This is a genomic window from Bacillus sp. MHSD_36 (genome assembly GCF_030757775.1).
Lineage (GTDB): Bacteria > Bacillota > Bacilli > Bacillales > Bacillaceae_G > Bacillus_A.
Window position 1 is genome coordinate 425,130 of the sequence record NZ_JAVBIS010000002.1, and the last position, 13,038, is coordinate 438,167.

At 36.8% G+C, this 13,038-nt stretch carries 11 protein-coding genes and 2 riboswitches; of the genes, 5 read left to right on the plus strand and 6 right to left on the minus strand.

What is annotated here, in order from left to right:
• Positions 1-13: 13 nt before the first annotated feature.
• Positions 14-3,412: a methionine synthase gene (gene metH, locus Q9B79_RS10350; protein WP_306183934.1), complete on the minus strand. Its 3,399-nt coding sequence runs from the start codon at positions 3,410-3,412 to the stop codon at positions 14-16.
• A complete protein-coding gene (locus tag Q9B79_RS10355; protein ID WP_000770330.1) occupies positions 3,412-5,244 on the minus strand; it encodes a bifunctional homocysteine S-methyltransferase/methylenetetrahydrofolate reductase in 1,833 nt (610 codons plus the stop codon). The genes metH and Q9B79_RS10355 overlap by 1 nt, the downstream gene beginning before the upstream one ends.
• A 70-nt stretch (positions 5,245-5,314) precedes the next feature.
• A riboswitch (SAM riboswitch) is annotated at positions 5,315-5,424 on the minus strand.
• 203 nt (positions 5,425-5,627) lie between these two features.
• Positions 5,628-5,737, plus strand: a riboswitch (SAM riboswitch).
• 93 nt (positions 5,738-5,830) lie between these two features.
• Here Q9B79_RS10355 and metI point away from each other — a divergent pair.
• The 4 genes from metI (at position 5,831) to Q9B79_RS10375 (ending at position 9,479) form a co-directional block, all read left to right on the plus strand.
• The gene (metI, locus tag Q9B79_RS10360; RefSeq protein WP_103626534.1) at positions 5,831-6,943 is read left to right on the plus strand and encodes a cystathionine gamma-synthase/O-acetylhomoserine thiolyase; all 1,113 of its coding nucleotides are present in this window, start codon (positions 5,831-5,833) and stop codon (positions 6,941-6,943) included.
• A complete protein-coding gene (gene metC / locus Q9B79_RS10365) occupies positions 6,940-8,103 on the plus strand; it encodes a cystathionine beta-lyase (protein ID WP_306183938.1) in 1,164 nt (387 codons plus the stop codon). The genes metI and metC overlap by 4 nt, the downstream gene beginning before the upstream one ends.
• A gap of 139 nt (positions 8,104-8,242) precedes the next feature.
• The gene (locus Q9B79_RS10370) at positions 8,243-8,755 is read left to right on the plus strand and encodes a cysteine hydrolase family protein (RefSeq protein WP_306183940.1); all 513 of its coding nucleotides are present in this window, start codon (positions 8,243-8,245) and stop codon (positions 8,753-8,755) included.
• Positions 8,756-9,188: 433 nt separating this feature from the next.
• A complete protein-coding gene (locus Q9B79_RS10375) occupies positions 9,189-9,479 on the plus strand; it encodes an ArsR/SmtB family transcription factor (protein WP_000894375.1) in 291 nt (96 codons plus the stop codon).
• A gap of 151 nt (positions 9,480-9,630) precedes the next feature.
• Here the strand turns inward: Q9B79_RS10375 and Q9B79_RS10380 are convergent, their stop codons facing one another.
• Positions 9,631-10,743 carry a class I SAM-dependent methyltransferase gene (locus Q9B79_RS10380; protein ID WP_306183943.1) on the minus strand — a complete coding sequence of 371 codons (1,113 nt, stop codon included), beginning with the start codon at positions 10,741-10,743 and terminating at the stop codon, positions 9,631-9,633.
• Positions 10,744-10,752: 9 nt separating this feature from the next.
• On the minus strand, positions 10,753-11,382 hold the full coding sequence (locus tag Q9B79_RS10385; RefSeq protein ID WP_306183945.1) for an MBL fold metallo-hydrolase: 630 nt from the start codon (positions 11,380-11,382) through the stop codon (positions 10,753-10,755).
• Between the two features lie 170 nt (positions 11,383-11,552).
• Between Q9B79_RS10385 and Q9B79_RS10390 the strand changes: the two genes are divergently transcribed.
• Positions 11,553-11,726 carry a DUF2759 domain-containing protein gene (locus Q9B79_RS10390; RefSeq protein WP_000524846.1) on the plus strand — a complete coding sequence of 58 codons (174 nt, stop codon included), beginning with the start codon at positions 11,553-11,555 and terminating at the stop codon, positions 11,724-11,726.
• An 80-nt stretch (positions 11,727-11,806) separates the two neighbouring features.
• Here the strand turns inward: Q9B79_RS10390 and glcK are convergent, their stop codons facing one another.
• A complete protein-coding gene (glcK, locus tag Q9B79_RS10395; RefSeq protein WP_000391706.1) occupies positions 11,807-12,790 on the minus strand; it encodes a glucokinase in 984 nt (327 codons plus the stop codon).
• 19 nt (positions 12,791-12,809) lie between these two features.
• Positions 12,810-13,010 carry a YqgQ family protein gene (locus tag Q9B79_RS10400; protein ID WP_000623706.1) on the minus strand — a complete coding sequence of 67 codons (201 nt, stop codon included), beginning with the start codon at positions 13,008-13,010 and terminating at the stop codon, positions 12,810-12,812.
• Between the last annotated feature and the right edge of the window lie 28 nt (positions 13,011-13,038).

Below are 13,038 nucleotides of genomic sequence, written 5' to 3' on the forward strand. Positions count from 1 at the left end.
TCCCCCTTCTAGACTATAATACACTAAAATATCTTGCCTCGGGGTGAGAAAATACCATAGCCGTTACAGACGCTTCTGGCTCCATCATAAATCCTTCCGTTAATGAAATACCTATTTCCTCTGGATGAATTAAGCGAAATAACTTTTCTTGATCTGCGAGTTCTGGACATGCTGGATAACCGAAGGACACTCGTATCCCTCTATATTTCGTACGGAAGCGTTCTTCCATCGTCAATTCTGGCGAATCTGGAATCCCCCAGCGATCGCGAATGAGCATATGTGTTTTTTCAGCAAGTCCTTCTGCTAGTTCAAGCGCTAACGATTGAATAGCATGACTGCGTAAATAATCACCTTTCGCCTTCCACTCTTCAGCAATGTCCCGAACGCCTTCTCCAACCGTAACAGATAGGAAAGCAACATAGTCCATTTCATCTCCAATTGGTCTTAAATAGTCACCTAAAGTACGATATGGTGCTTTTCCTTGTCTCGGAAATGTGAAACGCTCTATGACACGCGTATGATCTTCTGGATCATATATTACAATATTTTGTCCGTCGCTTTGCGCTGGGAAAAATTGATACACCGCTTTTGGTTTTAACCAAGATTGTCCTTCCTGCAATAATTCGTCTATTAAATCATTTAATTCGTGTGCTCTTTTATCTCCCTCTCGCAAAAGCTTCTTCACACTTCCTTTTAATCCAAGGTGATGCCCAAGTAGCATTTGTCTATTCAGAAATGGTGCGAGATGAAGGGCGGGAATATCTCGTAATACAATTCGTTTTGTTGAATCAGGTACCATAACCTCTGATTTTGGTAATGGTTCAATTACTGCTGGAATTTCTACTTTCTTCTCTTCTTTTGTTACAATATGAAGATGACGTTCCTTTTTATCCTGCTTCATCTTCTCACGCTCTTCTTCTTTTTGAAGCTTATTAATAATATCAAGCCCCGTCATCGCATCACTCGCATAACATACGAGCCCTTTATAGGATGGCGAAATGCGATTATCTGTAAACTTTCTCGTTAACGCTGCCCCGCCTACAACGATTGGAATATCAATATCCGCCGCTTTTAAATCTTCTGCAGTCGTTACCATTTGTTGAGCCGATTTTACTAACAAGCCAGAAAGACCTATAATATCCGGCTTCTTTTCTTGTACTTCTTGAACAATTCGATCCGAACGTACATTAATTCCTAAATTAATAATCTCATATCCGTTATTCGCTAAAATAATTTCAACGAGATTTTTCCCAATATCATGTACGTCACCTTTTACAGTTGCTAATAATACTTTCCCTTTTTTCGCACTATCGCTAGATTCCATATGTGGCTCTAAATAACTTACAGCAGCTTTCATACTTTCAGCACTTTGCAATACTTCAGCAACGATAAGCTCATTATTATTAAATAATCGTCCTACCTCATCCATTCCTGTCATAAGCGGACCGTTAATAATATCCAAAGGTTTTCTTCCTTCTGTAAGTGCGAGGCTTAAATCCTCATGTAACCCTTGTTTCGTACCTTCTACAATGTAATTTGCTAGCCTTTCATCAAGCGTTAATGTTTCTTGAATAACGACATCTTTCTTTTTTGCCGCGCGATAAAAGTTTGTAAATTCTTCTAACGTCTCTTGCGTCGTTTCAAAAAGTAATGCATCTGCAAGCCGTTTTTCTTCCTCAGGAATTGATGCATAGCGCTCTAATTTTTCCGTATTCACAATCGCATAATCTAATCCTGCTTTCGTTGCATGATATAAAAAGACGGAATTTAATACTTCACGTCCAGCTGGTGGTAAACCAAATGATATGTTACTTACACCTAAAATCGTTAAACACTCTGGTAATGTTTCTTTAATAAGGCGAATTCCTTCTATCGTCGCTGCCGCCGAGCCAATATATTCTTCATCACCTGTCCCTACAGGAAATACAAGTGCATCAAAAATAATATCTGACGGGCGTATACCATATTTCGTCGTCAATAATTCATAACTTCGTTTCGCAATTTCGAGTTTTCGTTCCGCACTTACTGCCATACCGTCTTCATCAATTGTCCCTACAACAATAGCTGCACCATATTTCTGAAGAAGCGGCGTCACTTTTATAAATCGTTCTTCTCCATCTTCTAAATTAATTGAATTAATAACAGCTTTTCCTTGAATATAAGTAAGAGCTCGCTCCATCACATTTTCATCTGTTGAGTCAATCATAATCGGTACTTTTAGCACTTTTGTAACTTCTGCCAAGAAGTTTTCCATATCTTCTATTTCATCCCGGTCCGGGTCTGCCATACAAATATCAATAATATGAGCATTTTTCTTCACTTGTGCTCTTGCGACTTCAGCAGCCTCTTCAAATTTCCCTTCTGCTACTAATCTTTTAAATTTACGTGACCCAATAACATTCGTTCTTTCACCTACAAATAAAGGTCTCATAGAGTCATCATATTGCAGTGCCTCTAATCCACTAACCCCGTGTCCAGCTCTTTCTTGCTGTTCACGAGGCTTAAGAGAAGCTAACGCGGATTTCATTGCTTTTATATGTTCTGGTGTTGTACCACAACAACCACCGATAATATTAACCCATCCCTCTTCAGCAAATCGCTTCACTTTTTCAGCTAGAGAAGATGGAGATTCATGATAATGTCCATCTTCATCAGGAAGACCTGCATTTGGATAACAAGAAATGTAACACTCCGATAAATCAGATAGTGAACGAATATGGTCTCTCATAAACTCCGGACCAGTCGCACAGTTTAATCCAACAGATAATGGCTTCATATGTTCTACCGATAAGTAAAAAGCCTCAATTGTTTGCCCAGCTAGGGTCGTTCCCATCGGTTCAATCGTTCCCGAAATCATGATAGGTACAATTATATTTAGTTCATCAAAAGCCGCTTGAATTCCAATATACGCTGCCTTCACGTTACGCATATCTTGACTCGTCTCAACGAGTAATACATCAACTTCTCCTTTCAACAATCCTCTTGCCTGCCGTGTATAGGCTTCAATTAATTCTTCAAACGTTACACCACCAGTAACACTAATCGCTTTCGTTGTCGGTCCCATTGCTCCCGCAACATATACTTCCTTCCCGCTTTCTTCGACTGCTTGCTTCGCTAAACGCGCTGCCTTCTCATTTAGCTCCTCGTCTAAATAAGATAACTCATAATCACTTAGCACAATATTTGTCGCCCCAAATGTATTTGTTTCAATAATATCCGCTCCAGCTTCAATGTAGGCTTTATGAATCTTTAAAATAACATCTGGTCTTGTTTCTACTAAATACTCATTACAACCTTCGTACTCTTCTCCTCCGAAATCTTCCGCAGTTAAGTCCTCTTGCTGGATCATCGTTCCCATTGCACCATCTAATAGTAAGATGTTATTTTGTAATTTTTCTTCTATACATTTCATCAATTAATACCTTCTTTCACTTCTTGCTTTTCTCTCACATACTTAACAAGATGTTCTGTAATTTCATATTTTAGAAATGGTGTAATCAGATAAATGCCGTTAAAATATTTCATCGCCGCATCAATTAGTTCTTGTGAAATGCGAATTCCTTCCTCAATTGCTGCCTCTTTCGTTTCATGTCCATCCATTCTCTCCCTTACTGCTTCAGGCAGCGTAATTCCTGGCACCTCAAAATGAAGAAAATCTGCATTCCTTTTACTTATTAATGGCATAATCCCAATAAAAATAGGTTGTTCTAAATGCTTTGTCGCTTCATACACTTCTTCAATTAATGCGATATCATAAATCGGCTGCGTTAAGAAATATTCCGCTCCAGCATCTATTTTCCGTTCCATTCGCTTAACCGCTGCTTTTAAATGTCTTACATGAGGGTTAAATGCGCCGCCTACAGAAAACCTTGTTGCTGGCCCTATCGATTTCCCTAAAATAGAGCGCCCATCATTCATTTCTTTAATCATTTTAATGAGCTCAATAGAGGACAAATCATATACAGAAGTGGCACCTGGAAAATCACCAACACGCGCTGGATCTCCAGTTAAAGCTAACACTTCTTCCATACCTAACGCTGATAGACCTAGTAAGTGAGATTGTAGTCCGATAACGTTATGGTCTCTACATGTTAAGTGCGTCAATACCGGAATATCATGCTTCGTTAATAATGCTCCCATTGCCATATTCGAGATACGAGGCGATGCTAATGAATTATCTGCTAGAGTAATAGCATCTGCTCCAGCTCTTTTCAATGCTCTTGCGCCTTCAAAAAATCGCTGCGTATCTAACGTTTTCGGTGGATCTAATTCCACTACTACTGTCGTTTGTTTTTTTGCTTTCTCTGCTAAAGTGACATGGGCTTTTGAACGTTTCTCATGTGTATGAACTACTTTTGGTCTTTGAATCGTATCCTTTTCTATTACAGGCGTAACATTTAAAGTAGCACGTTTCATACTTTCAATATGTTCTGGAGTCGTGCCACAACAACCACCCAATAACCGAATACCTTGCTCAATAAATTTCGGTGTCATCGCTTCGAAATAAGCTGGACTTCCCTCATATACGTAGCGTCCCTCCACATAATTTGGGAGACCTGCATTTGGATATGCTGACAAGTAACCATTTTTCGGAATCGATATCATTTTAAAAGCTTCCGTCATATGAAGTGGCCCTAGTTGGCAGTTCAATCCAACAACATTTGCACCGTAATCTAAAAGCTGTTTTAATATTTCATTTACATCATTTCCATTTTGAGTCGTACCCGCCTCATGTAACGCCAATTGCGCTACAATTGGAATATTCGTTTCTTTTCGTAACACCTGAACAGCATGAAGTAATTCAAACTCATCATAAAAAGTCTCTAATAGCAGTCCATCAACCTGTTCTTCTAATAATGCACTTGCCTGTTCCAGTAACATAAATTCTCGCTCCATATCAGTTGTCGTAACCGCTCCGATATGTTTCATACCACCAATTGTTCCTAAAATGGCATTTCTGTCTGTAACAGATGCTTTCGCCAGTTTTACTGCCGCTCTATTAATTTCAGTAACTTGATTTTCTAATCCATACATACGTAATTTCGCTTCATTTGCTCCGTACGTATTTGTTTGAATCACATCTGCCCCAGCAGCTACATATTGCTTATGAATCGATATAATTAAATCTGGATCAGATATATTCAATTCTTCAAAACTACTTTGCAAACCATGTGAATGTAATAACGTCCCAACCGCACCATCACCTATTACAATTCCTTTTGATAATAAATCTAGTAATTTCACAAATCTCCCTCATTTCTATCAATATAAAAACCCCCTCTTCACTTTGAAGAGGGGGACATAATTGATCCTCCTCTTATTATGCAAAACATTCGTTTTGCAGGTATTAGCACCGTTTCAAACATTTCGTTTGAAGGTTGCCGGGTTTCACAGGGCCTTTCCCTCCACCGCTCTAAATAAGAGTTTGTCTTTATTATTTTATTTATGTAGCTAAAAGGAAATGCGTTCCCCTTTTAACAATGTTTGTTAATTTTTTAATAAATTTAGCACGCACAAATGCAAAAGTCAATGACAGTTGCGGAAAAATAAAAATTATTTAAAATAAAGTTGCAATTCAATTATCTTTTGTTGTAAAGTTAAAACCATAATAAAATTTCATACGAACATTCTTATCTAGAGAGGTAGAGGGACTGGCCCTATGACGCCTCAGCAACCATTAACATTTGTTAATAAGGTGCTAATTCCAGCAAATTGTGAACGATTTGACAGATGAGAAGAAGACTCTATTCAAACCGAAAGCCTTCTTCTTAGAAGGCTTTTTTTATTTTATATTCACTTAATTGTTCATTTAAAAAGGAGGAATTTTTACATGTCAACTATCGAAACAAAACTAGCACAAATCGGAAACCGTAGCGAAACTACAACAGGAACTGTTAATCCACCTGTTTATTTCTCAACCGCTTATCGTCACGAAGGGATTGGTCAATCTACTGGTTTTGACTATTCACGAACTGGAAACCCAACTCGTGGCCTTTTAGAACAGGCAATTGCAGATTTAGAATACGGTGAACAAGGTTATGCCTGTAGTTCCGGGATGGCAGCCGTTCTTCTTGTCCTTTCCCTATTCCGCTCTGGAGACGAACTTATTGTATCCGAAGATTTATATGGGGGCACTTATCGATTATTTTCTGAGCATGAAAAAAAGTGGAACGTTCGATGTAGATACGTAAATACACAATCTATTAAACAAATTGAGCAAGCTATCACAACTGAAACGAAGGCTATTTTCATTGAAACTCCAACTAATCCATTAATGCAAGTTACTGATATTGCGGCTGTCGCAACTGTAGCGAAGAGACATGGACTACTGCTTATCGTAGACAACACATTCTACACGCCTTATATACAGCAGCCATTAACAGAAGGTGCCGACATTGTACTTCATAGTGCAACAAAATATTTAGGGGGACATAACGATGTACTAAGCGGACTTGTCGTTGCAAAAGGAAAGGAACTTTGTGAGGAAATCGCTCATTATCATAATGCATCAGGCGCGGTTTTAAGCCCATTTGATTCATGGCTATTAATTCGTGGTATGAAAACGTTAGCGCTTCGTATGAGACAACATGAAGAAAATGCAAAAGCAGTTGTTGCTTATTTAAATGATGAAGATGGTGTGACAGATGTATTTTACCCTGGAAGAGGCGGCATGATCTCATTTCGTCTAAAGGATGAAACTTGGATTAATCCATTCCTACAATCTTTATCCTTAATTACATTTGCTGAAAGTCTCGGTGGTGTTGAAAGTTTAATGACATATCCGGCAACACAAACACACGCTGATATTCCTGAAGAAATCAGAACAGCAAACGGTGTATGTAATCGTCTTCTTCGATTTTCCGTCGGTATTGAAAATAGTAACGATTTAATTCAAGACTTACAGCAAGCCATTAAACTTGTAAAAGAAGGTGTAAGAATATGAGTTATTCTATAGATACACTTTTACTACACAACCAATATAAACACGACTCGCAAACAGGAGCTGTTAACGTTCCCATTTATAATACATCAACATTCCACCAATTTGATGTAGATACGTTCGGGAAATATGACTATAGCCGCTCTGGTAATCCAACACGTGAAGCGCTTGAAGATATCATTGCTTTATTAGAAGGCGGAACAAAAGGGTTTGCATTCGCATCAGGAATTGCAGCGATTTCTACTGCATTCCTCCTCCTTTCACAAGGTGATCACGTACTCATTTCAGAAGACGTATACGGAGGGACTTATCGAATGATAACTGAAGTTCTCTCCCGTTACGGTGTGTCACATACATTTGTTGATATGACCAATTTAGAAGAAATAAAACAAAACATTAAGCCAAATACAAAACTCTTTTATGTGGAAACACCCTCTAATCCACTTTTAAAAGTGACAGATATTCGCGCTGTTTCTAAACTTGCAAAATCTATTGACGCCCTTACTTTTGTTGATAATACATTTTTGACACCACTATTCCAGAAGCCACTTGATCTTGGCGCCGATGTCGTTCTTCATAGTGCCACAAAATTCATTGCCGGTCATAGTGATGTTACTGCAGGATTAGCGGTTGTAAAAGATGCCGAACTCGCTCAAAAACTTGGATTTTTACAAAATGCATTCGGCGCTATTTTAGGTCCGCAAGATTGTTCTCTCGTACTTCGCGGTCTAAAAACATTGCATGTTCGTCTTGAGCACTCAGCTGCTAACGCCAATAAAATTGCACATTATTTACAAAAGCACACTAAAGTTCAAAACGTCTATTATCCTGGCTTACAAACACATCTGGGATTTGATATTCAACAATCTCAAGCTACATCAGCCGGAGCTGTCCTATCTTTCACTTTACAATCAGAAGACGCACTCCGCCAATTTTTATCAAAAGTTAAATTACCTGTCTTTGCGGTTAGTTTAGGAGCTGTCGAATCAATCCTTTCCTACCCCGCTAAAATGTCACATGCAGCACTATCGCAAGAAGCTCGTGATGAAAGAGGCATTTCGAATTCATTACTTCGGTTATCCGTCGGCCTTGAAAATGTTGACGATTTAATATCCGATTTTGAAAATGCCCTTTCTTATGTAGAAGAACCTGTAAATGCATAGAGAAAAAAGAAGATATGAAATTAAGCTTTCATATCTTTTTTATGCTGTTTCGTATAGTTCATAAAAAAACGAAAGAGACCATCTATTTCCAAATAATAAATTAATTGATATATTAAGAAATAAAAAGGGAGCAAAAATAATGGATACTTGTGCAGATGTTTTAATCGTTATCGATTTACAAAATGGAGTATGTTATAGCGAAGAACATTTATTTGACTTACAAAACTTACTTACAAAAGTAAATAAAAGAATTTTTTCATACAGAGAATCAAATAAACCAATTCTTTTCGTTCAACATTGTGATGATGATTTAGTACCCGAAAAAGAGTTTTGGGCTATTCATGCTGATTTAGATGTTCAAGAACAAGATTTTTTTGTAAGAAAAACACATGCCAATTCATTTTATAAGACAAATTTAAAGGAGATTTTAGATCAATTATCTGTACAGCGTATTGAATTTTGTGGTGCCCAAACAGAGTATTGTATGGATGCTACGATTAAATTCGCTCATGGGCTAGGATACGAAAACTTCATGGTACAAAAAGCAACCTCTACGCTAAATAATCCATTTATGTCTGCAAAAGAGACAATTAACTTTTATGAAAATATATGGAACCACAGATTTTTAAAATTGATAAAAGATGAAATCTAGAATACATAACTAATGACTTGGTAATTCTAAGATTTATCAGCTATATTCGAACATTTCATTTTCACCATAAAGAAGCTGATTACATTCAGCTTCTTTTCTTTTAACCTGTTCTATATTCTATATATAACATTATAATTCCTTTGTCATATTATTTTAAAAATTTTGTATATTCATTTGAAAGAATAAGAAAATCGTGATAAAATTGTGTTACAAATATATCTATATCTTTCAATTTTTAAAACGCATCGAAATTTTCACCCAAAAATGTCATTTTACAAAACCATGCTAAATCATCTACTTTATTTACATCAGGGTCTCTTTTCTTACAATTTCTTTACTTTAGGACTTTTTTTCTGCAACAACTGTTTCCTTTTCTTTAATTTTTTGGTATGTATAATATGGTATAACAGCTCACACGGAGGTGGAAAAGAACATGTTAGAAACCTTTCAAAAAGAAATTGAACTATATGAAAGCAATGCAGAATTATTGAAAGTACTTGCTCATCCTGTTCGCTTATGTATTGTAAAAGGATTAATTGAACGTGGTCCAAGCAACGTTTCTACAATGTACACTGGCTTAAACATGCCACAATCTACAATTTCACAGCATTTAGCAAAGTTAAAAAGCGCTAAAATCGTTTCAAGTGAAAGAAAAGGATTGGAAATTTATTACAAAGTAGAAAACGAGACAATTATTCAACTCGTTCGCGTATTATTAGGTTAGGGATTCATAAACAGAGAAAAAGGACGTATTTTATATTTTCCATCTCATATCTTTAATATAAATATATATCATGAGAGGAAATATATGATGCTACATAATTAAAAAGTCGTATTAAAAAACAAGACACAGAAATATGCTGTGTCTTGTTTTTTTATATTTTCAAATACCGATCTAAGTGTAGCTGTTGCATATGTTTCGTATGTATAGCAACATCAAATGCACTCCCTAATCCTCCGCTCAAAATCATTGAACGCACTGCGCGATTTTGTTTTTGAGTTTCAGAAAAAGGATCCCTATCTTGATGATTCGTAAGTTGCTCTAATATTCCTGCTGCTAACAAAAACTCAGATTGCTTCTTATGCCATACTGTATGCATACCTTGCAGGCTAAACATCTCTTTCAGTTCGTCCCAATGAATATGAGTAGTAAGGTCCATTTCACCTGGATACGCTAAAGGATTACGAATTAACTTATGCTCGTAATAGCCTCGTAAACTTCCTTCTTGATGTGCAGGATGCATCCATTCTTCTTTTGTATATCCATAATCAACTGTAATACATACACCTCGTTGAAACCATTTCGCAACTTCTTTTATATATTCTTCCATTGCAATCGGCACTTCAAAACGTTGACCTTCAGCAAGATGAATATTATATTTCAATAAGTATCGACCAATTCTTTTATGTAACGGCCTACATACTTCTGCAAGCTTCCCTTCCTCTGTATACGTAACACGTACTTCATACAATATTCCATTTCTCTTCTCAATTACTTCAACAGGAAATGCATCAAATAACTCATTCGAAAAAAGAATTCCTTCGAACGATTCTCCCATTTCATTATGTGATGTATAATATGACACATTAGAAAATGAACAAAGATTTTTCTGCTGTAATTTTCTATGAAAAGGGCTCATTTCAATCATTGAATAGTTTAAATCAATAAAGGTTTTCGGTGATAATTGCTTCCATTCTTGTAAAACATCATAGGCAAACTTCCCTGTTCCCCCACCAATCTCACAAATATGTGGAGCAACTTCACCATTTTCAACAAGACGAATAAAAAACTTAGCAAAAGTTTTTGCAAACACAGAGGATACATTGCTACTTGTAAAAAAATCCCCTTGTCTTCCGATTTTTTCACGTTCTTTCATATAATATCCATATTCCTCTGCATATAATGCGAGGTTCATATATGTACTGTATGAAATTGAATAATCCTTTTCTTTTTCCATCCATTCTTTTAAAATGAGCTCCATCTCCATACTAGCTCCTTACTGTAAAAATGGATTATTTTCTTTTTCAAAACCAATGCTGGTTTCTGGACCATGTCCACATAACACTGCTGTTTCATCAGGTAATACAAATAATTTCTCTTCAATACTTCCAATCAATTCTGCAAAACTTCCACCAGGTAAATCTGTTCTTCCAATACTCATTTGGAACAATACATCTCCAGAAAATACAGCATTCGCCTCTTTACAGTAATAAGAAATACTGCCTGGAGAATGTCCTGGTGTCTCAAAAATTTCAAAATGAAATGCACCAATTGCTAATGCACCTTCTGCATCAATAATATGATCTGCTGGTTTTGCTGTAATGCTACGATTCATCATAAAAATTTGAGAACCATTTACAGTTGCATCGCCTAACCAACCCGCTTCTTCTTTATGTACGTACACAGGGATATGAAAAGCGTCTCGTACCGCATCAACGGCGCCAATATGATCAAAGTGGGCATGTGTTAATAAAACAGCCAGTGGCTTCAATTTTTCTTCTTGTAAATATGTAACGAGCTTCTCTCCTTCGTGACCAGGATCAAAGATAATACACTCATTTTGCTCATTCGTTAAAATATAAGCATTTGTTTGTAATGGGCCTAACGGCATTTGTATCCATTTCATATGAAAATCTCCTCCAATTATTAAACTTACTTTCAATGATACAACATTTTTTTCTCTTAGGAAAAGAAAGGATGCTATCTCGACAATCATTTTTAAAACATGTACAATATAAAAGAGTTAATATTCTAAAAACTCATATTTAGGAATGGGTAGACAGAGGAGGATATTGTATGGGCCTTGTTATTATTTTTGCACTAGTCACTCTGTTAGCTGTATTTGCTACGCTTAGAACACTTCGTGAAAAGAACTTTTTCGCAGGCGGCTTTGCAATTGCAACTGTACTCGTTTTCGGATGGTTTACAATTATGACTGTTCTATATAACGGGTACCCACCAGCAGCTTAATTCATTTACATTTTATTCTTCATCAAGATCTCACACAAAAAGAGGAAGGGGTTCCCCTTCCTCTTTTCATACTTCACAACTTATATCATCTTCGCTTCGTATTTGTGCTTTTTTACAAGCCAAGCTCCTCCGATAACACCTGCATCGTTACCAAGTGTTGCAATCGCTAACTTCGTGCTCTTTACAGCACGTGAGAAAGCATATTGCTCGAAATAGCGTTGAATTGGTTCTAATAGTGCATCTCCAGCTTTAGAAACGCCTCCACCAATAACAATTTTCTCTGGGTTCAACGTGCTAGAAAGGTTCGCTACAGCTAAACCTAAATAAGAAGCTACTTTTTCTACTACTTCGCCTGCTAGTTCATCACCTTGTCCATGTGCTTCAAATACGTCTTTTGATGTGATACGTCCTTCTTCTGCTAACATAGAACGTAGAATACTTTCTTTATCAGTTTCTTGTATTTTTTGCATAGCAACACGCACAATACCTGTTGCAGATGCTACAGTTTCTAGGCAACCAGACTTCCCGCAATTACATGGGAAAGCATTCTCTGTAACTACTGTAATGTGTCCAATTTCACCAGCAGCACCGCTTACGCCGTGTACAATCTCTCCATTGGCAATTACACCGCCGCCAACACCAGTACCAAGCGTCATACAAATTAAATCTTTTGCTCCTTCACCAGCACCTTTCCACATTTCACCAAGCGCTGCTAAGTTTGCATCATTATCAATAACAACAGGTAATCCTGTTTCTACTTCTAACAAATCTTTTAACGGATAGTTTTTCCATCCTAAGTTAACCGCTTCATAAATCATTCCAGATGCCACGTGTACAGGACCAGGAGCTCCCATACCAATACCGATTAACTTACTTTTTAATTCACCTAACTCTTCTAACTTTTTATCAATAGCTTTCGCTACATCAAGTGTAATATGTTTTCCCTGCTCATTTGTATTCGTAGGGATTTCCCACTTATGTAAAATTTCACCGTACACATTAATAAATGCTAATTTAATCGTTGTACCACCAAGGTCAACACCAACTAACCATTTCTCTTCCATGTTGCTTACCTACCTTTATCTAATTCTTATTTAGCTCTTTTTGAATTTCTTGCTTCAATAAAAATAAAGCTGTTTGATAGTCTTGTGGATCGATTAGCTGTGATTGATTTAATTCACGCAATTCATCTTGCATTAATTGTAAATCTGCAATTCGATCACCCGTATAAATAATCGTACCAAATTTCTTTAGTAACTGCTGAATATCATAAATAGATATCATTTCATCACCCTCTATGCTCACTTACTAT